The sequence below is a fragment of the Pseudomonas capsici genome, assembly GCF_017165765.1.
In the GTDB taxonomy this organism is placed as follows: Bacteria; Pseudomonadota; Gammaproteobacteria; order Pseudomonadales; family Pseudomonadaceae; genus Aquipseudomonas; species Aquipseudomonas capsici.
The window spans coordinates 13,634-38,486 of record NZ_JAFGZD010000018.1 but is presented as its reverse complement, the minus strand read 5'-3'; the positions used below and the strand labels follow the sequence as shown (position 1 = coordinate 38,486).

The 24,853-nt window shown below is 59.7% G+C and carries 22 protein-coding genes; 14 read left to right on the top strand and 8 right to left on the bottom strand.

Annotation, left to right across the window (positions count from 1 at the left end):
* Positions 1-56: 56 nt before the first annotated feature.
* Genes ftsX through ftsY form a run of 3 tightly spaced genes read right to left on the bottom strand, consistent with a single transcriptional unit; the run spans position 57 to position 3,240 of the window.
* Positions 57-1,088: a permease-like cell division protein FtsX gene (gene ftsX / locus JSY17_RS20135; protein ID WP_117185317.1), complete on the bottom strand. Its 1,032-nt coding sequence runs from the start codon at positions 1,086-1,088 to the stop codon at positions 57-59.
* Complete coding sequence (ftsE, locus tag JSY17_RS20130) at positions 1,085-1,756, bottom strand: cell division ATP-binding protein FtsE (RefSeq protein ID WP_117166451.1); 672 nt, start codon at positions 1,754-1,756, stop codon at positions 1,085-1,087. The genes ftsX and ftsE overlap by 4 nt, the downstream gene beginning before the upstream one ends.
* On the bottom strand, positions 1,753-3,240 hold the full coding sequence (ftsY, locus tag JSY17_RS20125; RefSeq protein ID WP_117185316.1) for a signal recognition particle-docking protein FtsY: 1,488 nt from the start codon (positions 3,238-3,240) through the stop codon (positions 1,753-1,755). Before ftsY ends, ftsE begins: the two co-directional genes overlap by 4 nt.
* Positions 3,241-3,497: 257 nt before the next feature.
* On the opposite strand from ftsY, the gene JSY17_RS20120 reads away from it, so the two are divergent.
* The 3 genes from JSY17_RS20120 to rsmD are packed head-to-tail and all read left to right on the top strand — an operon-like array spanning position 3,498 to position 6,927.
* A complete protein-coding gene (locus JSY17_RS20120) occupies positions 3,498-4,850 on the top strand; it encodes a M16 family metallopeptidase (RefSeq protein WP_117182527.1) in 1,353 nt (450 codons plus the stop codon).
* A complete protein-coding gene (locus JSY17_RS20115; RefSeq protein WP_206402785.1) occupies positions 4,847-6,337 on the top strand; it encodes a M16 family metallopeptidase in 1,491 nt (496 codons plus the stop codon). Before JSY17_RS20120 ends, JSY17_RS20115 begins: the two co-directional genes overlap by 4 nt.
* Positions 6,337-6,927 (top strand): 16S rRNA (guanine(966)-N(2))-methyltransferase RsmD, encoded by a 591-nt coding sequence (rsmD, locus tag JSY17_RS20110; protein ID WP_117166455.1) that lies wholly within the window; start codon positions 6,337-6,339, stop codon positions 6,925-6,927. Before JSY17_RS20115 ends, rsmD begins: the two co-directional genes overlap by 1 nt.
* A gap of 161 nt (positions 6,928-7,088) precedes the next feature.
* Here the strand turns inward: rsmD and JSY17_RS20105 are convergent, their stop codons facing one another.
* The 3 genes from JSY17_RS20105 to rpmE form a co-directional block, all read right to left on the bottom strand.
* Positions 7,089-8,357: a malic enzyme-like NAD(P)-binding protein gene (locus JSY17_RS20105; RefSeq protein WP_117166456.1), complete on the bottom strand. Its 1,269-nt coding sequence runs from the start codon at positions 8,355-8,357 to the stop codon at positions 7,089-7,091.
* A 183-nt stretch (positions 8,358-8,540) separates the two neighbouring features.
* Positions 8,541-9,344: a thermonuclease family protein gene (locus JSY17_RS20100; protein WP_201015468.1), complete on the bottom strand. Its 804-nt coding sequence runs from the start codon at positions 9,342-9,344 to the stop codon at positions 8,541-8,543.
* 23 nt (positions 9,345-9,367) lie between these two features.
* Positions 9,368-9,589 (bottom strand): 50S ribosomal protein L31, encoded by a 222-nt coding sequence (gene rpmE / locus JSY17_RS20095; protein WP_117166457.1) that lies wholly within the window; start codon positions 9,587-9,589, stop codon positions 9,368-9,370.
* Positions 9,590-9,752: 163 nt separating this feature from the next.
* Here rpmE and JSY17_RS20090 point away from each other — a divergent pair, with 163 nt between their 5' ends.
* From JSY17_RS20090 to JSY17_RS20045, 10 genes are all read left to right on the top strand, one after another.
* Positions 9,753-11,972 carry a primosomal protein N' gene (locus JSY17_RS20090; protein WP_206402783.1) on the top strand — a complete coding sequence of 740 codons (2,220 nt, stop codon included), beginning with the start codon at positions 9,753-9,755 and terminating at the stop codon, positions 11,970-11,972.
* Positions 11,973-12,104: 132 nt separating this feature from the next.
* Positions 12,105-13,841, top strand: a complete 1,737-nt coding sequence (argS, locus tag JSY17_RS20085) for an arginine--tRNA ligase (RefSeq protein ID WP_206402782.1) — start codon at positions 12,105-12,107, stop codon at positions 13,839-13,841.
* Position 13,842: 1 nt separating this feature from the next.
* Entirely contained in the window at positions 13,843-14,538 is a 696-nt protein-coding gene (locus tag JSY17_RS20080; RefSeq protein ID WP_117166460.1) for an SPOR domain-containing protein, read from the top strand.
* Positions 14,539-14,815: 277 nt separating this feature from the next.
* Positions 14,816-15,346: an ATP-dependent protease subunit HslV gene (hslV, locus tag JSY17_RS20075; RefSeq protein WP_025262300.1), complete on the top strand. Its 531-nt coding sequence runs from the start codon at positions 14,816-14,818 to the stop codon at positions 15,344-15,346.
* A 46-nt stretch (positions 15,347-15,392) separates the two neighbouring features.
* Positions 15,393-16,730, top strand: coding sequence for an HslU--HslV peptidase ATPase subunit (hslU, locus tag JSY17_RS20070; protein WP_117182522.1), 1,338 nt, complete (start codon positions 15,393-15,395; stop codon positions 16,728-16,730).
* Positions 16,731-16,829: 99 nt separating this feature from the next.
* The gene (locus JSY17_RS20065; RefSeq protein WP_200993725.1) at positions 16,830-17,207 is read left to right on the top strand and encodes a gamma-butyrobetaine hydroxylase-like domain-containing protein; all 378 of its coding nucleotides are present in this window, start codon (positions 16,830-16,832) and stop codon (positions 17,205-17,207) included.
* Positions 17,208-17,627: 420 nt separating this feature from the next.
* Complete coding sequence (gene phaC / locus JSY17_RS20060; protein WP_117166463.1) at positions 17,628-19,307, top strand: class II poly(R)-hydroxyalkanoic acid synthase; 1,680 nt, start codon at positions 17,628-17,630, stop codon at positions 19,305-19,307.
* A gap of 147 nt (positions 19,308-19,454) precedes the next feature.
* Positions 19,455-20,312, top strand: a complete 858-nt coding sequence (gene phaZ, locus JSY17_RS20055) for a poly(3-hydroxyalkanoate) depolymerase (protein WP_117166464.1) — start codon at positions 19,455-19,457, stop codon at positions 20,310-20,312.
* Between the two features lie 161 nt (positions 20,313-20,473).
* Positions 20,474-22,159, top strand: a complete 1,686-nt coding sequence (gene phaC / locus JSY17_RS20050) for a class II poly(R)-hydroxyalkanoic acid synthase (RefSeq protein ID WP_117182519.1) — start codon at positions 20,474-20,476, stop codon at positions 22,157-22,159.
* A 228-nt stretch (positions 22,160-22,387) separates the two neighbouring features.
* On the top strand, positions 22,388-23,002 hold the full coding sequence (locus tag JSY17_RS20045) for a TetR/AcrR family transcriptional regulator (RefSeq protein WP_117182518.1): 615 nt from the start codon (positions 22,388-22,390) through the stop codon (positions 23,000-23,002).
* Between the two features lie 44 nt (positions 23,003-23,046).
* Here JSY17_RS20045 and JSY17_RS20040 read toward each other — a convergent pair whose 3' ends face one another.
* Positions 23,047-23,817, bottom strand: coding sequence for a phasin family protein (locus JSY17_RS20040; RefSeq protein ID WP_206402781.1), 771 nt, complete (start codon positions 23,815-23,817; stop codon positions 23,047-23,049).
* 10 nt (positions 23,818-23,827) lie between these two features.
* Entirely contained in the window at positions 23,828-24,301 is a 474-nt protein-coding gene (locus JSY17_RS20035; RefSeq protein WP_117182514.1) for a phasin family protein, read from the bottom strand.
* A gap of 188 nt (positions 24,302-24,489) precedes the next feature.
* Here JSY17_RS20035 and JSY17_RS20030 point away from each other — a divergent pair, with 188 nt between their 5' ends.
* Positions 24,490-24,753, top strand: a complete 264-nt coding sequence (locus JSY17_RS20030) for a hypothetical protein (RefSeq protein ID WP_122372760.1) — start codon at positions 24,490-24,492, stop codon at positions 24,751-24,753.
* The last annotated feature ends 100 nt before the right edge of the window (positions 24,754-24,853 follow it).

The window sequence follows — 24,853 nt, the reverse complement described above, 5'->3', positions numbered from 1 at the left end:
GAACCGCTAGACAAGTTCCCTCTGCTGAAAAGTCAATGGGTTAAACAAAATTCACTTTAACGTGGCGCCAGCTCTCGCAAATGGCGGGCGACCGCAATCCAAGCACCGATATACCCTAACAGGACCGCTCCAAGCAAGAGCGACAGACCGTCGGCCAGAGGAACACCCGCCAGCGCGAAGTCGCTTCCATACAGACCGGCCAATCCGACGACCGAATCATTCAACCAGTCCAGGCCAAACGCCAGTACTCCCCAGGACAGGAAACCCGCCCCGAAACCGTACAACGCGCCCATATAAAGGAAAGGTCGGCGCACATAGCTGTCTGTACCGCCCACCAGCTTGATGACCTCGATCTCGGTACGACGGTTCTCGATATGCAGGCGGATGGTATTACCGATAACCAGCAGCAAAGCGGAAACCAGCAAGACCGTCAAGCCGAAGACGAAACGGTCGCCCAGCTTGAGAATCGCCGCAAGACGCTCGACCCAGACCAGATCGAGCTGAGCCTGCTCCACCTTGGGCAACTCGGCCAGTCGGGCACGCAAGGCTTCAAGGGCTGGCTTGTCGACTTCAGTCGGCGTGACCAGCACCACACCCGGCAACGGGTTCTGTGGCAATTCCTTGAGCGCTTCACCCAGGCCGGACTGCTGCTGGAACTCGCCCAGAGCCTGCTCGCTGCTGATGTACTCGGCCTCGGCAACACCGGGCATGGTCTTGATTTCATCACGCAAACGGGCACCATCGGCCGCATTGGCGTTCAGGTGCATGTAGATCGAGATCTGCGCCGCACGCTGCCAGGAGCCGCCCAGACGTTCGACATTACTCAACAGCAATGACAGGCCCATGGGCAGGCTCAGGGCAATCGCCATCACCAGACAGGTAAAGAAACTGCCGATCGGCTGCTTGCCCAGACGACGCAGGCTGTCGAGCAGGCTGGAGCGATGGCTTTCCAGCCAGGCCGCCAGCAGAGTATTGAAATCCGGACCGTCATCATCATGGTCCTGGCGTTTCTTCTGTTTCTGCGGTGCAGGATCTGCCGCCTTTGGCGCGACGCGATCCGAAACCTTGGGGCTGCGAGTGGCACTCATGCTCCGGCCTCCCCGTCACCGATCAGACGACCGCGCTGCAGGGTCAGCATGCGATGGCGCATACGTGCGATCAGCGCCAGGTCGTGACTGGCGATCAGCACACTGGTCCCCAACCGGTTGATATCTTCAAACACACCCATGATTTCCGCAGCCAATCGTGGATCGAGGTTACCGGTGGGCTCATCGGCCAGCAGCAAGGCCGGGCGATGGACGATGGCACGGGCAATACCGACGCGCTGTTGCTGGCCGGTGGACAGGTCACCGGGATACAGCTCGGCCTTGTCGGACAACGCCACACGCTCCAGCGCCGAATCCACACGCTTGGCGATATCGACCTTGGACAGACCCAGAATCTGCAAGGGCAGCGCGACGTTGTTGAACACGGTACGGTCGAACAGCAACTGGTGATTCTGGAATACCACACCGATCTGACGCCGCAGGAACGGGATCTGGGCATTGCTGATCTGCCCCAGATCCTGACCGGCCAACATCAATTTGCCAGTTGTCGGGCGCTCCATGGCCAGCAACAGGCGCAGCAAGGTGCTTTTACCGGCGCCGGAATGGCCGGTAACGAACAGGAACTCACCGCGACGTACTCGAAAGCTCAGTTCATGCAATCCGACATGTCCATTCGGATAACGCTTACCGACCTGCTCGAAACGAATCATGTACGCTCCCGCTCCGCAAACAGAGCCTGAACAAAGGGTTCGGCCTCGAAGGTGCGCAGATCGTCGATACCTTCACCCACACCGATATAACGGATCGGCAGGCCGAACTGCTTGGCCAGGGCGAAGATCACACCGCCTTTTGCCGTGCCATCGAGTTTAGTAAGAGCCAGACCGGTCAGGGAGACCGTCTGGTTGAACTGCTTGGCCTGATTGATCGCGTTCTGGCCAGTACCGGCATCCAGTACCAGCAGGACTTCGTGAGGTGCTTCGGTATCCAGCTTGCCGATCACCCGACGAACCTTTTTCAGCTCTTCCATCAGGTTGTCCTTGGTGTGCAGACGACCTGCCGTATCGGCAATCAGCACATCGATGCCACGGGCCTTGGCGGCCTGCACGGCATCGAAGATCACCGAGGCCGAGTCGGCACCGGTGTGCTGGGCAATGACCGGTATGTGGTTACGCTCGCCCCAGACCTGCAATTGCTCGACGGCTGCAGCACGGAAGGTGTCGCCTGCCGCCAGCATGACTTTCTTGCCTTCGAGTTGCAGCTTCTTGGCCAGCTTGCCGATGGTCGTGGTTTTGCCCGCGCCATTGACGCCAACCACCAGAATCACGAACGGCTTGTGTTCGGCCTTGATGACCAGAGGCTGCTCCACCGGCTTGAGCATCGCCGCCAGCTCGCCTTGCAGCGAGGTATACAGCGCCTGGGCGTCAGTCAGTTGCTTGCGCGCAACCTTCTGGGTCAGGCTCTGGATGATCACGGAGGTGGCTTCGACACCCACGTCGGCGGTCAGCAGACGGGTTTCGATTTCTTCCAGCAGGTCATCGTCGATGGCCTTCTTGCCCAGAAACAGGCTGGCCATGCCCTCGCCAATGCTGGCGCTGGTTTTCGACAAGCCCTGCTTGAGACGGGCGAAGAAGCCCACCTTGGGAGCTTCTGCCGCTGCCGGCGCGGCGGCAACTGGCGCTGTTTCGGCAACCGGCTCAGCAACGGGCTCGACAACCGGTACAGCAACGGCAACAACCGGCTGCTCGACGACAGGAGCGGCAACCGGCGGTACAACCGCAACGGGTTCAGGCTCCGGCACAACGGCAGGCGCAGCTTCCGGCAGCGGAGCAGGCTCGATCACAGGTTCGGGAGCCGCATGCACCGGCTGCGCAATCGGCGGCGTGACATGAGCCTCACGCTCATCGGTGAAGGCTACCGGCTCTTCGGCCACCGGCAAGGTCAGCCAGGGCTGCGGGGCCGGTTCTCCCGGCTGCACATGTCCATGAGGCTCAGGCGCGGTGGTTGCGTGCGAAGGTTCTGTGGCACGCGGCGGCTCGACAGGCGGCTGCGCCTCGGGAACCGGCTCGGACTGGGCTGTGGATAACTCTGGCGCAGGTTCTACGGTTTCCTGCGGCTTTTTGCGCAGCCATCCGAACAGGCCTTTCTTTTCTCCAGCCGCGGCTGGGGTCTTCTTGTCGTCGTTGGAACCAAACATGGAGGACGGCTATCTCAAGGTAGCGAAACGCCATATGGCGTTTCGGAAAATTCTGACATGTAACCAAGACTGCTTTTAGGGCTGCTTGTTCATCGGGCCGTCGTTAAATAGGCCTGATGTGTAAGTGCGATTTGAACAGGTTTCACTCGCACTTGGCTAATGAAGGCTGTTTCTGTCGCAGACGGATCAGTATCCTAACACCCCCGCGCCCGCCGACGCTAAGTTCAAGCGGGCAGTCCTACAGGTTCAAATTACGAATGAATGCTTTAGCCCGCCGCGCCGCTGGCCTGCTGCTCAGCACAATTTGTCTGCCCCTGACAGCATTGGCCGCCGATCCACAGCCTACTCATGAGTTCACTCTGGACAATGGCCTGAAAGTCATCGTCCGTGAAGACCACCGCGCACCGGTAGTCGTTTCCCAGATCTGGTACAAGGTCGGCTCCAGCTACGAGACGCCTGGCCAGACCGGTCTGTCCCACGCGCTTGAGCACATGATGTTCAAAGGCAGCAGCAAGACAGGCCCCGGCGAGTCTTCATTGATCCTGCGGGATCTGGGTGCCGAAGAGAACGCCTTCACCAGCGACGACTACACCGCCTACTATCAGGTTCTGGCCCGTGACCGCCTGAGCGTGGCCCTGGAGCTGGAAGCCGATCGCATGGCCACCCTGAAGTTGCCCGCCGACGAGTTCAGCCGCGAAATCGAAGTCATCAAGGAAGAGCGCCGCCTGCGCACCGATGACAAGCCCATGAGCAAGGTGTTCGAGCGCTTCAAGGCGATGGCCTACCCTGCCAGCGGCTATCACACGCCGACCATCGGCTGGATGAAAGACCTGGACCGCATGCAGATCGAAGATCTGCGCCACTGGTACCAATCCTGGTACACCCCGAACAACGCCACACTGGTGGTGGTCGGCGATGTGCAGCCCGACGAAGTCAAAGCCCTGGCCGAGCGCTTTTTCGGCTCGATCCCGCGCCGCGATGTACCGCCTGCGAAAAAACCGCTGGAACTGGCAGAACCAGGCGAGCGCCGCATCAGCATGCACGTCAAGACTCAGCAACCGAGCCTGATCTTCGGTTTCAACGTGCCGAGCCTGAGCACCGCTGAAGACCAGCGTTCGATCAATGCCCTGCGCCTGATCTCGGCCCTGCTCGACGGTGGCTACAGCGCGCGCATCCCGACCCGTCTGGAGCGTGGCGAAGAGCTGGTTTCCAACGCATCGTCCATGTACAACGCTTTCGTCCGCGGCGACAGCCTGTTCATGATCAGCGCCACTCCCAACGTGCAGAAGAAAAAGACCCTGGCCGATGTCGAGGCCGGTATCTGGCGCCTGCTCAATGACCTGAAAACCAAGGCACCTTCGGCAGAAGAACTGGAGCGCGTACGTGCCCAGGTCATTGCCGGCGTGGTCTACGAGCGCGATTCGATCACCAGCCAGGCCACCACCATCGGCCAGCTGGAAACCGTCGGCCTTTCCTGGAAGCTGATCGACGAAGAACTGGCCGCCCTGCAAAGCGTGACCCCTGAAGACATTCAGAAAGCCGCCAACACCTATTTCACCCGTGAACGCCTCAGCGTTGCACACGCTCTGCCTGAGGAGAAAGCCAAATGATCAAGCGCAATCCCCGTCACGCCTTGCTGGGTCTGGCCCTGAGCGTTTCGCTCGGTGCATTCGCTGCCCAGCCGGTTCTGGCAGACAACGCAGCAGGCAACGACACCACCCCGGCCCCCGCGCAACTGGGCAGCCAGTTGCAGACCCTCAAGGAACTGGACGGCAAAGCCCCGGCCCGTCGCACGCTGAACATCCAGACCTGGAACACCGCCGAAGGCGCCAAGGTGCTGTTCGTCGAATCCCGCGAGCTGCCGATGTTCGACCTGCGCCTGATCTTCTCGGCAGGCAGCAGCCAGGACAAGGCCTCGCCCGGCATCGCACTGCTGACCAACGCCATGCTCAATGAAGGCGTCAAGGGCAAGGATGTCAGTGCCATCGCCCAGGGCTTCGAAGGCCTGGGTGCCGATTTCGGCAACGGTTCCTACCGTGACATGGCCGTGGCCTCGCTGCGCAGCCTGAGCGCTACGGACAAACGCGAGCCGGCCCTGAAGCTGTTTGGCGAAGTCGTCGGCAAACCCACCTTCCCTGCCGACTCGCTGGCCCGCATCAAGAACCAGTTGCTCTCCAGTTTCGAGCAGAAGAAGCAGAACCCGGGCGCCATCGCCAGTCAGGAACTGTTCAAGAAACTGTACGGCGACCATCCTTACGCCCACCCAAGCGACGGCGATGCCAAAAGCATCAACGCCATCACTCTCGCTCAGCTCAAGGCCTTTCACGCCAAGGGCTATGCGGCTGGCAATGCGGTAATCGCGCTGGTCGGCGACCTGTCACGTGACGAAGCGCAAGCCATCGCCGCACAGGTCTCGGCATCACTGCCCAAAGGCCCGGCACTGCCGAAGATCGCCAGGGCGGTCGACCCCAAGCCTGGCAGCACGCATATCGAGTTTCCGTCCAACCAGACGCACCTGATGCTGGCGCAGATCGGCATCGACCGTAACGACCCGGACTACGCGGCGCTGAGCATCGGCAACTCGATCCTGGGTGGTGGCGGTTTCGGCAGTCGCCTGATGACTGAGGTCCGCGAAAAGCGTGGCCTGACCTACGGTGTTTCGTCCGGATTCTCTCCAATGCAGGCGCTGGGTCCTTTCACCATCGGCCTGCAAACCCGCGCCGACATGAGCGAGAACACCCTGAAACTGGTGCAGGACATCGTGCGTGACTTCCTCGCCAATGGTCCGACCCAGAAAGAACTCGACGACGTCAAACGCGAGCTGACCGGCAGCTTCCCGTTGAGCGCTGCCAACAACTCCGCGATTGTCGGCCAGTTGGGCTCCATCGGCTTCTATGACCTGCCGCTGACCTTTCTCGAGGACTACATGACTCAGGCCCAGAGCGTGACGGTCGAGCAGGTCAAGACCGCCATGAACAAACACCTGAGCGCCGACAAGATGGTAATCGTCACGGTGGGCCCGACAGTGCCGCAAAAGCCGTTGCCGCCGCCCACCGACAAACCCGTTCAACGACCTGCTGGGGTTCCGGAGCACTGATGGCCAATCCACGTCCGAAGACCCATAACGGCCTGGGCCAACTTCGTATCATCGGGGGAGAATGGGGCAGCCGCCGCCTGACCTTCCCCGACGCCCCCGGCTTGCGCCCGACCCCCGACCGCGTGCGCGAAACCCTGTTCAACTGGCTGGCACCCTATATCGCGGGTGCCAAGGTGCTGGATGTCTTCACCGGCAGCGGCGCGCTGTACTTCGAAGCCCTGTCGCGTGGCGCCAGCATGGGCCTGGCGCTGGACAGCAACGCTGCCGCCATCGCCAGCCTGCGCCAGAACCTGAACCTGCTGAACTGCACGACAGGCCAGATCGCCCAGGCCGACGCACTGCGCCATCTGGAAACTGCTGCGGCAACGCCGTTCGACGTCGTCTTCCTCGACCCGCCCTTCCACCAGGGCCTGCTGGCCTCGGCCTGTGCCCTGCTTGAGTCCCGCGGCTGGCTGGCAGAAAACGCCTGGATCTACACCGAAAGCGAAAACGCACCCTCCACCACCGGCCTGCCGGGCAACTGGAGACTGCACCGCGAGAAGAAGGCGGGACAGGTTCATTATGCGTTGTGGGAGAGGGAGGGGGGCTAAGCCCCCCTCCCCAGCGGCAAGCGACAAGCTATAAGCTGCAAGAGAGGTGCGCAGTGCTCTTGCTTGAGGCTTGCCGCTTGAAGCTTGAAGCTTGAAGCTTTTAACTTGCAGCTCCCCACAAAAAAACCGGCCAGAAGGCCGGTTTTTTTGTGAGGCTAAAATCAACCCTTGAACACATCATCCACGCTGGTCAGCGGGTAGTGCTTCGGATACGGCTGGGTAGCAACGCCGCTCTCGATGGCAGCCTTGGCTACTGCATCGGAGATCAGGCCCAGCAGGCGAGCGTCCATTGGTTTCGGGATGATGTACTCACGACCGAATTCCAGCTTGATACCGCCGTAGGCGTCGCTGACTTCCTGAGGTACAGGCAGCTTGGCCAGTTCGCGCAGGGCGTTGGCAGCAGCGATTTTCATTTCTTCGTTGATGCGCTTGGCGCGAACGTCCAGAGCACCGCGGAAGATGAACGGGAAGCCCAGAACGTTGTTGACCTGGTTCGGGTAGTCGGAACGACCGGTCGCCATGATCACGTCGTCACGGGTCGCGTGAGCCAGCTCAGGGGAGATTTCCGGATCGGGGTTCGAGCAGGCGAACACGATCGGGTCCTTGGCCATCAGCTTCAGGTTTTCAGCGCTCAGCAGGTTAGGACCGGACAGACCGACGAAGACGTCAGCGCCGTCCAGAGCTTCGCTCAGGGTGCGTTTTTCGGTCGCGTGGGCGAACACAGCCTTGTACTGGTTCAGATCGGTACGGCCGGAGTGAACCACGCCAGTACGGTCGACCATGAAGATGTTCTCGATCTTCGCGCCCATGCTCACCAGCAGCTTCATGCAGGAGATGGCCGCAGCGCCAGCGCCCAGGCAGACGATCTTGGCGGTGTCGAGGGTCTTGCCGACGATTTCCAGGGCGTTGATCATGCCGGCGGCAGTCACGATAGCGGTGCCGTGCTGGTCATCATGGAAAACCGGGATGTCGCACTGTTCGATCAGGGCCTTTTCGATTTCAAAGCATTCAGGTGCCTTGATGTCTTCCAGGTTGATGCCACCGAAAGTGATGGAAATGCGCTTTACGGTATCGATGAAAGCTTGCGGGCTTTCGGAGTCGACTTCGATATCGAAAACGTCGATACCGGCGAAACGCTTGAACAGAACCCCTTTACCTTCCATGACCGGCTTGGAAGCCAATGGACCCAGATCGCCGAGGCCGAGGATCGCGGTGCCGTCGGAAATAACTGCTACCAGGTTGCCTTTGCCGGTGTACTTGTAGGCAAGTTCAGGGTCACGGGCAATTTCACGCACAGGTTCAGCAACGCCAGGGCTGTAGGCCAGGGACAGGTCACGAGCAGTTGCGGTCGGCTTGGTGAGTTCGACACTCAATTTACCAGGACGTGGATTGGCGTGGTATTCGAGCGCGGCAGTTTTCAAATCTGACATTTAGGGATTCCGCTTTTTTACTGTGGGACAGACGGACCGCCGAGGATACGCAAGATGCATAGTCCTAACAAGACTGACCAGTCACTGCTGTCAATAGGCGCAGATATAGACTTTACGCTTAGAGGACCGGAATAGAATACTGCGGACCATTCATCAGTAAAAAGCCGGATTCGGCAATGAATGCTAGCGACTCGACAGGTTCAGCATGGCCGGATGGGTAATCGGCATCATCCAGCGTGCCTGCCCTGACTCTAGACCACCGCGCCGGGAACGGTCCACCACCCAGCCGCGCGCCTCTATCTGCTTGCCTTTCAGGCGATCAAGCAGGCCGGTATCGAACAGAGAGATCTGCTCGGGAGCGATGCGCAATACCATCGAGTCGGACAGTTCGATCCAGATGCCACCGCGGTTGCGCTGCACATCCAGAACCTGCCCGGAAACCAGGGCAAAGCCGCCTTTGTCGATCTGCCCGGCGGGCTGGACCTGCGAATTGCGCCACACGCCCGATCCGGCCTGACGCGCCTTGAGTTCGGCGCTCTTCTGGCAGTCGACCAGCGCCACGTTGGGCGCAACCGCCACCAGATAACCCAGACCTTCGCTCAGCATCTGCGCTTCAAGATTGACGCCGTTGCGGCCATAGACATTGGCCAGCGTACGACCGTAATGGTCCTTTGCCTGCTCACCGACCCGCAGGCTGACCTGGCCACCGCTTTCATCCACCAGCGCTTGCAGGCGACGCTGGGCAGCCACGGCAAAAGGCTCGGCGGACTGGCCGTTCTTGCCGGTTTCAGGGGTATTGAGGCCGATCATCCGCACATTGCGTCCGTCGGCAAGACGCAAGGTGTCGCCATCCACCACCCGTTGCACCTGAGCGACGGGAAGCCCTTGAGGCGCAGGACAGAAAGCCTGGGCACCGGAGGCCCAGATCGCGGCCATAAAAAAGGCACCCACGAGGGGTGCCTTTTCAAGCTGCCTGGAGTAGCGCAAAAGCCAGCCCAGAGCGGCCAGCATTACTTGGATTTGGTTGCGCCAAACGCACCGAAACGCGACTTGAACTTGTCGACGCGGCCGCCAACGTCCAGAGTCTTCTGCTTACCGGTGTAGAACGGGTGGCACTCGTTGCAAACGTCCAGGCTCAGAGGCTGGGCGAGAGTCGAACGGGTCTTGATGACATTGCCGCAGCTGCAGGTAGCGTCAATGGCTTCGTAAACTGGATGGATATCTGCTTTCATGGGGTACTTCCTCGGTCTAGCGAGCCGCCACCCAACACTATTGTTGAATACCGCACGCAATCAGGCCGCGGATATTACCAGACAATCCGTCTGACGCAAGCGAACCTTTAAACCGGTCGTCTGCTAAGATCGCCCATCTTTCGCCCACCACAGGAAGCCTCGCTTGCCAAACGCCATCCTGCGCCTGGCCCTGCCCTCGCCGCTTCGCCGCCTGTTCGACTACCGCGCTCCTGCCGGAGTCTCGCGCAGCGCCTTGCAGCCCGGCATGCGTTTGCGGGTGCCATTCGGACGGCGGGAAATGATCGGCATTCTGGTGGAAGTGGTCGATCACAGCGAAGTCCCCGACGAAAAACTCAAGCCAGCCATCGCACTGCTCGACAATCAGACGCCCATGCCTGCGTCGCTGTTCAAGTTGTGCCTGTGGACGGCCCAGTATTATCAACACAGCCTGGGCGACACCCTGAGTTGGGCGCTACCGGTTCTGCTGCGCCAGGGCGAACTGGCCGAAACACGCCAGGAACGCTTCTGGCACGTTGCGCCTGGCGCAAGTGTCGACGACCCGCGCATCGCCCGCGCGCCCAAGCAGCGCGAAGCCCTGACCACACTGGCCCAGCACCCTCATGGCGTGGCGCATCAGTTGCTCAGCAAACTGATGCTTAATAAAGACAGCCTCAACCTGCTGCTGGCCAAAGGGCTGGTAGAAGTCGAAATACGCAGCCATGCCCCTGCTGCGCGCCATGAACGCTGGCTGGCGCAGCCGGAACTGCCGCTCAACAGCGAACAGCGCGCTGCCAGCGAAGCGATCCGCACCGGTTTCGGCAGCTTTCATGCCTTCCTGCTGGCGGGTGTTACCGGCAGCGGCAAGACCGAAGTCTATCTGCAGTTGATTCGCGAAACCCTGGAGGCAGGCAAGCAGGCGCTGGTGCTGATCCCGGAAATCAATCTCGGGCCGCAGACCCTGGCGCGCTTCGAGCAACGCTTCAACGCCCGGATCGCCCTGCTACACTCGGCCGTCAATGATCGCGAGCGACTGGACGCCTGGCTGGCGGCACGGGATGGCGAGGCCGATATCATCATCGGAACCCGTTCGGCACTGTTCACCCCGATGAAAAATCCGGGGCTGATCATCATCGACGAAGAGCATGACGGCTCTTATAAACAGCAGGAAAGCCTGCGCTATCACGCCCGCGATCTGGCACTGGTCCGGGCCCGCCAGGAAAACATCCCGATTGTGCTGGGCTCGGCCACGCCTTCGCTGGAAAGCCTGCACAACGCCTACACCGGTCGCTATGGCCTGCTGCGCCTGAACCAGCGGGCTGGCGGCGCGCAGCAGCCGCGCTTTCTGCGCCTGGACGTGAAAAGCCGACCTCTGGACAGCGGCATTTCCGGGCCGATGCAGCAAGCCATCGGCCAGACCCTCGCGGCGGGCCAGCAAGTGCTGGTTTTCCTCAACCGTCGCGGCTTTGCGCCAACCTTGCTGTGCCACGATTGCGGCTGGTTGTCGGGATGCCAGCGCTGCGATGCGCGCATGACCGTGCATCAGCGCTCCGGCGAATTGCGCTGCCACCATTGCGGCCATGTGGAGCGCGTACCGCGTCAGTGCCCTTCGTGCGGCAAGGTGGATCTGCGGCCCGTGGGCGCAGGCACCGAACGGGCCGAGGAGCGACTGGCGATTCTGTTCCCGGATTACCCGGTACTGCGCGTAGACCGCGACAGCACGTCGCGCAAGGACGCGATGAATCAGTTGTTCGCCACTATTCAACGCGGGCAGCCCTGCATTCTGGTGGGCACACAAATGCTCGCCAAAGGGCATCACTTCCCCCGGGTGACGCTGGTCTCGATTCTGGACGCCGATGGCGGGCTGTTTTCCGGCGACTTCCGCGCCAGCGAGCGCATGGCGCAACTGATCGTGCAGGTCGCCGGGCGTGCAGGCCGCGCCGAAGAACCGGGCAAAGTGATTATCCAGACCCATCTGGCCGATCATCCGCTGCTGATCCAGTTGACCGAGCAAGGCTATTTCGCCTTTGCCGAACAGGCCCTGAGCGAGCGTCGCGCCGCTGGTCTGCCGCCCTTTTCGCATCTGGCCCTGCTGCGCGCCGAAGCCCACAAGCCGGGGCAGGCAGAGGAGTTTCTCGATCAGGCCTGCGCCGAAGCCGAGCAGTTGCTGACCCAAATGAACCTGAGCGGCGTTGAACTACTTGGCCCGGTCCCCGCTCCCATGGAGCGTCGCGCCGGACGCTACCGGGCGCAACTGCTGGTCCAGGCCAACGCCCGAGCGCCGCTGCACCGCATGCTCAGCACCTGGCTGCTGATACTGGAGCAAATGCCCAGCGGCAGGCAGGTGCGCTGGTCGCTGGATGTGGACCCGGTCGATCTCTATTGAGAGCTTCCCTCTTTTTTGCTCACACACAGCAAGCAGGGTAAAGGTTGGCAAGGTGGCTTCAGCAACGGATAATGCCCAGTTTTTCCACCCGCGCATCCCGGCGCCACCGCGCTTGCGGTTGAAGAGAGCATCATGAAAGACACCATTCGCCAGCTGATTCAACAAGCCCTGACCCGTCTCGTCACCGAGGGCGTCTTGCCAGAAGGGCTGACGCCGGCGATTCAGGTGGAAAACGCCCGAGACAAGACCCACGGCGATTTCGCCAGCAACATCGCGATGATGCTCGCCAAACCGGCAGGCATGAAACCCCGTGATCTGGCTGAAAAACTGATCGCCGCCCTGCCTGCCGACGAGCAGGTCAGCAAAGTCGAAATCGCAGGCCCGGGCTTTCTGAACTTCTTCCAGAACACCCAGGCTCTGGCTTCGCGCCTGGATGCCGCACTGGCTGATCCGCAGTTGTCGATCCGCAAGACCGGCGCAGCCCAGCGCGTGGTCGTCGACCTGTCGGCCCCCAACCTGGCCAAGGAAATGCACGTTGGCCACTTGCGTTCGACCATCATCGGCGACGGCGTGGCCAATGTTCTGGAGTTCCTGGGCGATACCGTGATTCGCCAGAACCACGTGGGCGACTGGGGCACCCAGTTCGGCATGCTGCTGGCTTACCTCCAGGAAAAACCGGCCACCAGCGACGAGCTGTCGGACCTGGAAAACTTCTACCGTGCCGCCAAGCAACGCTTCGACGAATCCGAAGAGTTCGCCGAGCGCGCTCGCGGTCTGGTGGTCAAGTTGCAGGCCGGCGACGCCGACTGTATGGCTCTGTGGACGCGCTTCAATGAAATTTCGCTGTCCCACTGCCAGAAGATCTACGAACTTCTCAACGTCAAACTGACCCCCGCCGACGTCATGGGCGAAAGTGCCTACAACGACGATCTGGCCAACGTGGTCAGCGACCTGAAGGCTTCGGGCCTGCTGGTAGAGAGCAACGGCGCGCAGTGCGTCTTCCTCGAGGAATTCCGCACCGCCGAAGACACCCCGCTGCCGGTCATCGTGCAAAAGGCCGGTGGCGGCTATCTGTATGCCACCACCGATCTGGCAGCCATCCGCTATCGCAGCAAGACCCTCAAAGCCGACCGCGTGCTGTATTTCGTGGACCAGCGTCAGGCTCTGCACTTCCAGCAGGTTTTTGAAGTCGCCCGCCGCGCCGGTTTCGTGCATGACGGCATGCAACTGGAACACATGGGCTTCGGCACCATGAACGGTGCCGACGGTCGTCCGTTCAAGACCCGCGATGGCGGCACCGTCAAACTGATCGACCTGCTCAATGAAGCGCAAGAGCGTGCCTACGCGCTGGTGAAAGAGAAAAACCCGGAGCTCGCCGAAAGCGAGCTGCGCACCATCGCCAAGGCTGTGGGCATCAGCGCGGTGAAGTACGCCGACCTGTCCAAGCATCGCACCAGCGATTACAGCTTCAACTTCGACCAGATGCTGAGTTTCGAGGGCAATACCGCGCCGTACCTGCTCTATGCCTACACCCGTGTATCCGGTGTGTTCCGCAAGCTGGGCACGCCATTCGATGCCACTCAAGGCAAGATCGTTCTGCAGGCACCCCAGGAGCAGGAGCTGGCTGCACGCCTGGCTCAGTTCGCGGAAACCCTGAACAACGTTGCAGAAAAAGGCACGCCTCACGTTCTTTGTGCTTACCTTTATGACCTTGCGGGTCTGTTTTCCAGCTTCTATGAAAACTGCCCGATCCTTGGTGCGGACAATCCCGATCAACAGCAGAGCCGTCTGCGTCTGGCGGCCCTGACCGGTCGCACTCTCAAGCAAGGCCTGGATCTATTGGGTCTGGAAACTCTGGAGCGTATGTAAGTTGGCAGTTGCGAAGAAGAAACCGGCACCCAAGCGGGGCGCCAGCCGTTATCAGGCACCCGCGAAGAAGCCGATTCCAGGATGGTTATGGCTGGCGATCGGCCTGACCGTGGGTGCATTCATTGTCTTTCTGATGAAGCTCGAACCCGGCGGTGAGGACGTCAAGCGCGCCAAGGCCGAGGCCAAGGCAGCAAAGATCGCCGAAGCGAACAAGACACCACCGAGCCCGACAGCGCCGGTCAAACCGAAGTACGACTTCTACACATTGCTGCCGGAATCGGAAGTGATCGTGCCGAACGAAGCGGTACCGGAAAAGACACCGCCACCCGTGACCCCGATTGCACCGGTAACGCCTGAACAGGCCGCCAAGATCGACACGGCCCGCGCCCAGGCGGCCCTCAGCGGCCTGACACCACCACCGGCACCGCCTGTGGCAACCGCAAAACCGGCCCCCGTGACGCAGTTCTTCCTGCAGGCGGGCTCGTTCCGCAAGAAAGAAGATGCGGACAAGGTACGGGCACAGATTATCCTGCTCGGCCAGACTTCGACGGTGGAGTCCGGTACGGTCAAGGAAGAAACCTGGTACCGGGTACTGGTCGGCCCGTTCAGCAACCGCGAACAACTGACCACAGCCCAGAAGCAATTGGCGAGCGGTGGATTTAGTAACCTGTTGTTGCAGCAGCGCAGCAAGCAGTAGCACAGGCTTCTGACCTCAATCACTTTGCGGGAGGCAGCTTGCTGGCGACTTCAGCGTACAGCCGCAGAATATCTGCCGGTTTCAGGCTTTTTCGCCAGCAAGCTGCCTCCCGCTGGTTTTGTTGCTCATTAACTGATCGGCATTACTCCAACGCAATCACAGCCATCCAGAGAAAAACGAATTCATTCGCGAATGAATTCGCGGTTGAAATACCCAACCCCACCCCCATATGAGTCTGCATCAGGGCATTTTCGCCCCGCTGCGTGGAGACTCTCCCTTGACCACCATCGTTTCAGTGCGCCGCCACGGCAAAGTCGTCATGGCTGGCGACGGCCAGGTTTCCCTGGGCAACACCGTCATGAAAGGCAACGCGAAGAAAGTACGCCGCCTGTATCACGGTGAAGTGATCGCCGGTTTCGCCGGAGCCACTGCTGACGCCTTCACGCTGTTCGAGCGCTTCGAAGGCCAGTTGGAAAAGCATCAGGGCCATCTGGTACGTGCCGCCGTCGAGCTGGCCAAGGACTGGCGTACCGATCGCTCCCTGAGTCGCCTGGAAGCCATGCTGGCCGTCGCCAACAAGGACGCCTCGCTGATCATCACCGGTAACGGCGATGTCGTAGAACCTGAAGACGGCCTGATCGCCATGGGTTCGGGCGGCGCATTCGCACAGGCGGCCGCCCGCGCACTACTGCTCAAGACCGATCTGTCGGCCCGCGAGATCACCGAGACTGCATTGCACATCGCTGGCGATATTTGCGTGTTCACCAACCACAACATCACCATTGAGGAGCAGGACCTCGCTGAATAAGCCGCTGCCTAGCCGACTTCTTTCTGCCTGAGGACCATCAATTACCATGTCCATGACTCCCCGCGAAATCGTCCACGAACTCAACCGCCATATCATCGGCCAGGACGATGCCAAGCGCGCCGTTGCCATTGCCCTGCGCAATCGCTGGCGCCGGATGCAGTTGCCTGAAGAACTGCGCGTCGAAGTAACGCCAAAGAACATTCTGATGATCGGCCCGACCGGCGTCGGCAAGACCGAAATCGCCCGTCGTCTGGCCAAGCTGGCCAACGCGCCGTTCCTGAAGGTTGAAGCCACCAAGTTCACCGAAGTGGGCTATGTAGGCCGTGACGTGGAGTCGATCATTCGTGATCTGGCCGACGCCGCCATGAAGCTGCTGCGCGAGCAGGAGATCGTCAAGGTTCGTCATCGTGCAGAAGACGCTGCCGAAGACCGCATCCTCGATGCCCTGCTGCCACCTGCGCGCAACGGTTTCAGCGAAGAGCCGGTTTCGACCAGCGATTCCAATACCCGTCAGCTGTTCCGCAAGCGCCTGCGCGAAGGCCAGCTGGACGACAAGGAAATCGAGATCGAGATCAGTGAAACCATGGGGGTCGATATTTCCGCGCCACCGGGCATGGAAGAAATGACCAACCAGTTGCAAAGCCTGTTCGCCAATATGGGCAAGGGCAAGAAGAAGAGCCGCAAACTCAAGGTCAAGGAAGCGCTCAAGCTGGTGCGCGACGAAGAGGCCAGCCGTCTGGTCAACGACGAAGAGTTGAAGGTCAAGGCGCTGGAAGCCGTCGAGCAGCACGGCATCGTGTTCATCGACGAAATCGACAAGGTCGCCAAGCGCGGCAACTCCAGCGGCGTCGATGTCTCCCGTGAAGGCGTACAGCGCGACCTGCTGCCGCTGATCGAAGGCTGTACCGTGAATACCAAACTGGGCATGGTCAAGACCGACCATATCCTGTTCATCGCTTCGGGTGCGTTCCACCTGAGCAAGCCAAGCGATCTGGTGCCCGAACTGCAAGGCCGTCTGCCGATTCGCGTCGAACTCAAGGCCCTGACACCTCAGGACTTCGAGCGCATCCTCAGCGAGCCACATGCCTCCCTGACCGAGCAATATCGCGAACTGCTCAAGACCGAAGGCCTGGGCATCGAGTTCCAGCCTGACGGCATCAAGCGTCTGGCCGAGATTGCCTGGCAGGTTAACGAGAAGACCGAAAACATCGGTGCCCGCCGCCTGCACACCCTGCTTGAGCGCCTGCTTGAAGAAGTGTCGTTCAGCGCCGGTGATCTGGCTGGCAGCCCCGATGCCTCGCCAATCCTGATCGACGCCGACTACGTCAACAGCCACCTGGGCGAACTGGCCAACGACGAAGACCTGTCGCGCTATATTCTGTAAGAGCTGCAAGTTGGGAGCTACAAGCTGCAAGCTGATTGTGCTTGTAGCTTGCAGCTGCTTTCACTTGAAGCTTGCCACTTACAGCTTGAGGCTATCCTGATGCCCCCTATCCCCACCGCCATCGAATTACACAAAGCCTCCAAGACCCTGACGCTCAAGTACGGGACGGATGAGGTCTATCATTTGCCTGCGGAATTTCTGCGGGTGCACTCGCCGTCCGCAGAGGTGCAGGGCCATGGCAAGCCGATCCTGCAATTCGGCAAGCTGGGTGTGGGCCTGAGCAAGATCGAACCGGCTGGCCAGTACGCGCTGAAGCTGACCTTCGATGATGGTCACGACAGCGGCCTGTTCACCTGGGAATACCTCTACGAGTTGTCCAGACGCCAGGAATCCCTGTGGGAGGATTATCTGCTGGAGCTGAAAAAGGCCGGCAAGTCCCGCGACCCTTCCGAGCAAGTCATCCGGCTTATGCTCTAGTCATCCGAAAAACCACGACATCGCTCGTCAGTTTTTCCCGCTGCTCCAGATCGCACGATCTTTCCCGGAAAGCTCTAGCCTGCCGTTTGACGTATTAGGAAGCGCTTTCTAATCTGTTTTGTTTCAATATCCCGCGCAGCGGTCAATGACTGACGCTGCTTGCGATTTTTTGAAATCTCGCGTAACCAATGACTTTGGTAAATTCCCTGCATCCCTCCGATGCGCGAATAAGCAGTATGCAAAGCAGTGGTCACACGAAGCGCAGCTGTTCAGGCGCCTTCGCGGTAGCTTGCATAAAAGAATCCGGGAATTGGCAGCCAAGCCATCATCGGTCACACGAGCAGTAGTACTGGCGATTCGCCTGTGTCACTGGTTCACAGGGAAAGTCAGTACTCGTCTCAGGACAATGGAGCGTCGTAGATGAGTAGCAAGAACAACGATGACCTGCAGCAGCATGCCTCTGAACACACCTTGGGTCTGAACCCGGTGGTTGGCTTGCGCCGCAAGGATTTATTGACCACCGCTCGCATGGTCCTGCGCCAGGCAATCAAGCAACCGTTCCACAGTCTCAAGCATGTCGCCCATCTGGGTGTTGAAATCAAGAACGTGATGTTCGGCAAATCGGTCCTGCAACCGGCCGCCGACGACAGACGCTTTTCGGACCCGGCCTGGAGCCAGAACCCACTGTATCGCCGTTATCTGCAGAGTTACCTGGCCTGGCGCAAGGAGCTGCATGACTGGATCGACGGCAGCAACCTGACACCTCAGGACATCAGCCGTGGTCATTTTGTGATCAACCTGATGACTGAAGCCATGTCTCCGACCAACACGGCCGCCAACCCGGCGGCGGTCAAGCGGTTTTTCGAGACGGGCGGCAAAAGCATATTCGATGGTCTGGCCCATCTGGCCAAGGATCTGGTGCACAACGGCGGCATGCCGAGCCAGGTCAACATGGACGCCTTCGAAGTCGGCAAGAATCTGGGGACCACCGAAGGCTCGGTGGTATTTCGCAACGAAGTGCTGGAGCTGATCCAGTACAAGCCCATTACCGAGCAGGTTCATGAGCGACCATTGTTGGTCGTGCCGCCACAGATCAACAAGTTCTATGTTTTCGACCTGAGCCCGGAAAAGAGCCTGGCGCGCTTCTGCCTGCGCAGCAATGTGCAGACGTTCATCATCAGTTGGCGCAACCCGACCAAGGCTCAGCGCGAGTGGGGCCTGTCCACCTACATCGAAGCCCTCAAGGAAGCGGTCGATGTGGTGACTGCCATCACCGGCAGCAAAGACATCAACATGCTCGGTGCCTGCTCGGGCGGCATCACCTGCACCGCATTGCTGGGGCATTACGCCGCGCTGGGCGAACAGAAGGTCAACGCTCTGACGCTGCTGGTCAGCGTGCTGGATACCACCCTGGATACCGAAGTTGCGCTGTTCGTCGATGAGCAGACCCTGGAAACGGCCAAGCGCCACTCCTATCAGGCTGGCGTGCTGGAAGGTCGCGACATGGCCAAGGTCTTCGCCTGGATGCGCCCCAACGACCTGATCTGGAACTACTGGGTCAACAATTACCTGCTGGGTAATGAACCACCCGTGTTCGACATTCTGTTCTGGAACAACGACACCACTCGTCTGCCTGCCGCCTTTCATGGCGATCTGATCGAGATGTTCAAGAACAACCCGCTGACCCGCCCCAACGCCCTTGAAGTCTGCGGCACGCCGATCGATTTGAAGCAGGTCACCAGCGACGTGTTCTGTCTGGCGGGCACCAACGACCACATCACGCCGTGGGCTTCGTGCTACAAGTCGGCCCGTCTGTTTGGTGGCAAGACCGAGTTCGTGCTGTCCAGCAGTGGCCATATCCAGAGCATTCTCAACCCGCCGGGCAACCCCAAGGCGCGCTACATGACCAACACTGAACTGCCCGCCGAGCCTTCGGTCTGGCAGGAAAACGGGACCAAACACACCGATTCGTGGTGGCTGCACTGGCAGGCCTGGAAGACCGAACGTTCAGGCAAGCTCAAAAAAGCACCTGCGGCACTGGGCAACAAGGCCTACCCGCCAAGCGAAGCCTCGCCGGGTACATACGTTCACGAACGCTAAGCTGATAGAGAGCAGCGAATGCCTGTTACCGGGTCCAGGACGGAAGTACCGGCAACAGGCATGCGCAAACATGACCGTCGTACCTCGGTCGATCTGGTAAAAGCGCAGGACGGCTTTCCCAGCGGTTTAACCAACAGGGCTTAGCGTATGCCTCAACCGTTTGTTTTCCGTTCCATCGATCTGGACGGTCATACCATCCGCACCGCTGTGCGGCCCGGCAAGAGTCATCTGACGCCCTTGCTGATCTTCAATGGCATCGGTGCCAACCTCGAGTTGGTATTTCCGTTTGTCGACGCCCTGGATCCGGACCTGGAAGTCATCGCCTTCGATGTGCCGGGAGTCGGTGGTTCTTCGACGCCCAGCCGGCCCTATCGCTTTCCGGGGCTGGCGAAGCTGGCGGCGCGCATGCTCGATTATCTGGACTACGGCCAGGTCAATGCGATTGGCGTTTCATGGGGCGGGGCTCTGGCTCAGCAGTTCGCTCACGATTACCCGGAGCGCTGCCGCAAGCTGGTGCTGGCCGCGACGGCGGCAGGCATGATCATGGTGCCGGGTAAGCCTCGCGTGCTGTGGTTGATGGCCAGTCCGCGGCGATACATCCAGCCTTCCCATGTCATCCGCATTGCGCCGGAAATCTATGGGGGTGCCTTCCGGCGTGACCCGCATCTGGCGGCCAATCATGCGGCCAAGGTACGTTCGTCCGGCAAGCTGGGTTACTACTGGCAACTGTTCGCCGGCATGGGCTGGACCAGTTTCCACTGGCTGCACAAGATCCATCAGCCGACGCTGGTCCTGGCCGGCGACGACGATCCATTGATCCCCCTGGTAAATATGCGTCTGTTGGCCTGGCGTATACCCAATGCCCAGCTACACATAATCGATGACGGTCATTTGTTTCTGATCACCCGCGCCGAAGCCGTTGCTCCCATCATCATGAGTTTTCTGCAGCAGGAGCGCCAACGCGCTGTCATGCATCCACAGCCCACACCACCCCGAGGGCATTGATCAAACCCGTCGTACTTAACGAAGCAGGAACGCTTCGAGACAATCCGCTTTACCGACTGCGCCCCGACCGGAGTGTCACACAGCGCAGAACGACGCATGCCGCCATCACAGGCGCTGCGTCAGCCCATTGGTTGATGGCTTGACGAAGGAGTGTTGCCCTCATGCGAGAAAAATCAACGAAGGTCGCCACCACGACTCCGGCGACCTACATAAACGCACAAAGCGCCATTACCGGCCTGCGTGGTCGAGACCTGTTTCATACCCTGCGCAGTGTGGCCTCCCAAGGCTGGAAACATCCCCTGCGTAGCGCCCGACATGCTCTGGCACTGGGCAGCCAGTTGGGCAAAGTGATGCTTCTGGGAGACATGCCCCACACACCCGACCCGCGTGACAGCCGCTTTGCGGACCCGACCTGGAGCCTGAACCCGCTGTACCGGCGTGGTTTGCAGGCTTACCTGAGCTGGCAGCACCAGACCCGGCTGTGGATCGATGAAAGCGATCTGTCCAAGGATGACCGGGCGCGGGCGCACTTTCTCTTCTCGCTGATCAACGATGCGCTGTCGCCATCCAATACCCTGCTCAATCCGCTGGCTGTCAAAGAGCTTTTCAATTCGGGCGGCAGCAGCGTATTCAAGGGCCTGGGCCACATGGCCGATGACCTGCTGCACAACAATGGTCTGCCCCGCCAGACCACCAAGGATGCCTTCGAGATTGGCCGTACACTCGCCACCACTCCCGGCTCCGTGGTGTTTCGCAATGAAATGTTCGAGCTGATCCAGTACAAGCCGATGAGCGAAAAACAGTACTCACGGCCACTGCTGATCGTCCCGCCCCAGATCAACAAGTTCTATATCTTCGACCTGAGCCCCGCCAACAGCTTTGTCCAGTACGCCCTGAAGAATGGCCTGCAGACCTTCGTCATCAGTTGGCGAAATCCCGATGTGCGGCATCGTGAATGGGGACTTTCCAGTTACGTCGAAGCGACCGAAGAGGCCATGAACATCTGTCGGGCGATTACCGGCGCACGGGAAGTCAATATGCTGGGCGCCTGTGCTGGCGGCCTGACCATCGCCGCCCTGCAAGGCCATTTGCAGGCCAAGCGGCAGATCCGCCGGGTTGCCAGTGCCACTTATATGGTCAGCCTGCTGGACAGCCAGATCGAAAGCCCGGCCACGCTGTTCATCGATGAAGAAGCCCTGGAGGCCGCCAAGCGCCGCTCGTACCAGCGCGGCGTGCTGGAGGGCAGCGACATGGGCCGTATCTTTGCCTGGATGCGCCCCAACGACCTGATCTGGAGTTACTGGATCAACAACTACCTGCTGGGCAAGACACCGCCCGCGTTCGACATCCTGTACTGGAACAACGACACCACGCGCCTGACGGCAGCACTGCATGGCGATCTGCTGGACTTCTTCAAGCACAATCCGCTCAGCCATCCGGGTGGCCTGGAAGTCTGCGGCACGCCCATCGACCTGCAGAAAGTGACGGTGGACAGCTTCAGCATTGCCGGGATCAACGACCACATCACACCCTGGGATTCGGTCTATCGCTCCACGCTGCTGCTGGGCGGTGAACGACGTTTCCTGCTGGCCAACAGCGGCCATGTACAAAGCATCCTCAACCCACCGGGCAACCGCAAAGCCAACTTTGTCGAGAACGACAAGCTGAGCAGCGACCCGCGGGCCTGGTACTACGATGCCAAGCACAACGAAGGCAGTTGGTGGCCAACCTGGCTGAAATGGATTCAGGAGCGCTCCGGCACCCAGCACGAAACCCGGATCGAACTGGGCAATGCCAATTACCCTGCGATGGAGGCTGCGCCTGGAACCTATGTGCATGTGCGCTGAAAGTGTAAGCAGGAGCGAATTCATTCGCGAGAGGTCATCGAAGGCGACAGGCCTTCTTCGGGTGTATGGGCCTGTCGCGAATAAATTCGCCCGGCCTGCGTCAAGTGTTGCAAGTCAGTCAGAGTGCCGTGGGAGGCAGCTTGCTGGCGATTGGTGCCTTGTCGCCGGCAAGCCGCCTCCCACAGGGTCAGCAGCATTGCACCCCCGAACCCCAAACAAGAAGACTGGATGAAAACCCGCGACCGCATACTTGAATGCGCCCTGACACTGTTCAATCAGCAGGGCGAACCCAATGTCTCCACCCTGGAAATCGCCAACGAACTGGGTATCAGCCCCGGCAATCTCTATTACCACTTTCACGGCAAAGAGCCATTGGTAATGGGATTGTTCGAGCGCTTCCAGGCCGAACTGACTCCGCTGCTCGACCCGCCCGCCAATGCGCGACTCAATGCCGAAGACTACTGGTTGTTCCTGCACCTGATCGTCGAGCGTCTGGCGCACTACCGTTTTCTGTTCCAGGACCTGTCCAACCTGGCCGGGCGCCTGCCAAAACTGGCAAGGGGCATTCGCAACCTGCTCAACGCCCTCAAGCGCACCCTGGCCTCGTTACTGGCAAGACTCAAGGCTCAAGGACAACTGATCAGCGAAACCCAGGCACTGGGCCAACTGGTGGAACAGATCACCATGAACCTGCTGTTCTCGCTGGACTATCAGCGCATTCTGGGTCGCGAAGGAGAAGTACGGGTGGTGGTCTATCAGATCATGATGCTGGTGACACCGCATCTGGTGCCGACATCGAGGCAGGCGGCCGAAGAACTGGCCATGCAGTATTTGAGCGGGTAAACCCGACCTGTCGAACAGGCCGGGCTGGGTGCAGCAACCTGTTATCAGGCCTGACCGGTTGTTGGCGTCGACGCAGGAGGTGTCGACGGCGCAGCAGCCGGAGAAGCAGCAGGTGTAGCCGAAGCTGCCGGTTTGGCGGCAGGTTTTGCAGCCGGCTTTCTGGCAGCAGGTTTTTTCGGAGCAGGTTTGGCTGCCGATTTGGCCTTGTCTGCAGTCGAAGACGCAGCCTTGCTCACAGCATCGACCGGCTTGGCGGCTGCCTTCCTGGCTGCCGGTTTGGCAGCTGCTGTTTTGGTCGCGACCTTGTCTGCGGTTTTCTCCACAGTCTTGGCTGCTGCCTTGACCAGCGGTTTTGCCGTGCTTTTGGAAGGAGCTGTCGAACGGGACGCCACAGGCTTGGCCTTGGCACCGGTCAGCAGTTCGATCTGACGGGTCAATTCATCGACCTTGCCGTGCAACGCCTGCACTTCATTACGGCTCGGCACGCCCAGGCGCGAAATGGCGCTGTTCAGACGCTTGTCGAACGCGCCTTCGAGTTCATTCCACTTGCCCAGCGCGAGGTCCTTGACGTCACCCACACGGGATTTGGCAGCCTTCGCGGTGCCCTTGGCATTGTCGAGTTGTTTCTCGGCTTCTGCCTTGGTCTGCTTCTCGGCCTTTTCGCCGTCTTTTACCAGTGTTTCAAATAACTTACTGCCGTCATTGCTGATCTTTGAGTAAGCGCCCAAACCAGCCAGCCAGATCTGGCGAGAGTATTTTTCAACCTCGCCAATCCAGGAGCTGCCTTCTTTTTCAACTTTTTTCTTGCCAGCCATCCTGCTCTCCTTAATGTTCAGGCTCGATACGTTCGAGCTTTTTGGGCTCATTACGCTCGAGCTTTTTAGGCCCGACACGTTCAAGCAATGCCGTCAGCTCATCGAGCTTAGCAGAGAGTGTCTCAACATCATGTTTAGATGGAATGCCAATCCGGTTCAAGCCCCTGGCAACCCGGCGGTCAAAAGCGCTTTCGATCCTGTCGAGCTGCGCCTCGACACGACCTTTGACGCCTGAGACTTCGCCCTTGATCGAGTCGATTTCGCTGTTGGCCGCTTCGAGTTTTTCGTCGACAGCCTTCTTGGCGTCTTTCTGCACTTTTTCGCCGGTCTTGATCAGCTCACGGACGTACTCGGTGCCTTCCTGGTTGGCCTTGGCATAAGCGCCCAGCCCCGCCAGCCAGATCTTGCGGGCATACAGTTTCACTTCGGAAAACGCTGTTGCCTGATCGTCTTCAACTTTTTTCTTCAGGGTAGCCTTGGCCATGGTGCACCTCACTCTCGAAAGTTCAAGGAACCGCCCTTGTCGGGGCATGACTCAAAAGTACGGAGAAAAATTAGAATGCACACCCTAGGTCCTCAACCACCGCTCACTATCTTTTCAGAAACGGTTCATTCGTAGCTAAAATGAGCGAAACCCTGTTTACTAAGACGCAGTGACTAGTGGAGGCAATCATGGCAAAAGCCACACGTAAAAAGCTGTCTGAGGAAGCGATTGAAAACCTCGAGGGACATATTCCCGAAATAGCTGCCAGCGCCACTTCTGCTGCGTACTACCGCGCCCTGGCTGCCGGCCACACCGTCGTGCAGGTCAAAGGATTGAATATCGTGGCATCCGATGCCGATGGAAACACTCACATCATTGCTGCGGCCAAGCCACGTCGTAAAGTCGCTGTAGGTCAGGTCATCAAAGTACGCAGGCTGGATGTAAGTGCCTAACGTACGGCCTTGATACTTTTCTACTGCTCACGGCCTTGGAGACGAAAAAATGAGTACTCAAGGATTGTTTTGCCCCCCAAAGTAAAGCACCGAGCCAAGC

What these genes read in the sequence shown, in the direction of transcription:
- ftsE (WP_117166451.1), bottom strand. Translation starts at nt 1,756, where the DNA reads ATGATTCGTTTCGAGCAGGTCGGTAAGCGTTATCCGAATGGACATGTC.
- ftsX (WP_117185317.1), bottom strand. Translation starts at nt 1,088, where the DNA reads ATGAGTGCCACTCGCAGCCCCAAGGTTTCGGATCGCGTCGCGCCAAAG.
- rsmD (WP_117166455.1), top strand. Translation starts at nt 6,337, where the DNA reads ATGGCCAATCCACGTCCGAAGACCCATAACGGCCTGGGCCAACTTCGT.
- JSY17_RS20115 (WP_206402785.1), top strand. Translation starts at nt 4,847, where the DNA reads ATGATCAAGCGCAATCCCCGTCACGCCTTGCTGGGTCTGGCCCTGAGC.
- JSY17_RS20045 (WP_117182518.1), top strand. Translation starts at nt 22,388, where the DNA reads ATGAAAACCCGCGACCGCATACTTGAATGCGCCCTGACACTGTTCAAT.
- phaZ (WP_117166464.1), top strand. Translation starts at nt 19,455, where the DNA reads ATGCCTCAACCGTTTGTTTTCCGTTCCATCGATCTGGACGGTCATACC.
- ftsY (WP_117185316.1), bottom strand. Translation starts at nt 3,240, where the DNA reads ATGTTTGGTTCCAACGACGACAAGAAGACCCCAGCCGCGGCTGGAGAA.
- phaC (WP_117182519.1), top strand. Translation starts at nt 20,474, where the DNA reads ATGCGAGAAAAATCAACGAAGGTCGCCACCACGACTCCGGCGACCTAC.
- JSY17_RS20065 (WP_200993725.1), top strand. Translation starts at nt 16,830, where the DNA reads ATGCCCCCTATCCCCACCGCCATCGAATTACACAAAGCCTCCAAGACC.
- phaC (WP_117166463.1), top strand. Translation starts at nt 17,628, where the DNA reads ATGAGTAGCAAGAACAACGATGACCTGCAGCAGCATGCCTCTGAACAC.
- hslU (WP_117182522.1), top strand. Translation starts at nt 15,393, where the DNA reads ATGTCCATGACTCCCCGCGAAATCGTCCACGAACTCAACCGCCATATC.
- JSY17_RS20120 (WP_117182527.1), top strand. Translation starts at nt 3,498, where the DNA reads ATGAATGCTTTAGCCCGCCGCGCCGCTGGCCTGCTGCTCAGCACAATT.
- argS (WP_206402782.1), top strand. Translation starts at nt 12,105, where the DNA reads ATGAAAGACACCATTCGCCAGCTGATTCAACAAGCCCTGACCCGTCTC.
- JSY17_RS20035 (WP_117182514.1), bottom strand. Translation starts at nt 24,301, where the DNA reads ATGGCCAAGGCTACCCTGAAGAAAAAAGTTGAAGACGATCAGGCAACA.
- rpmE (WP_117166457.1), bottom strand. Translation starts at nt 9,589, where the DNA reads ATGAAAGCAGATATCCATCCAGTTTACGAAGCCATTGACGCTACCTGC.
- JSY17_RS20030 (WP_122372760.1), top strand. Translation starts at nt 24,490, where the DNA reads ATGGCAAAAGCCACACGTAAAAAGCTGTCTGAGGAAGCGATTGAAAAC.
- JSY17_RS20105 (WP_117166456.1), bottom strand. Translation starts at nt 8,357, where the DNA reads ATGTCAGATTTGAAAACTGCCGCGCTCGAATACCACGCCAATCCACGT.
- JSY17_RS20040 (WP_206402781.1), bottom strand. Translation starts at nt 23,817, where the DNA reads ATGGCTGGCAAGAAAAAAGTTGAAAAAGAAGGCAGCTCCTGGATTGGC.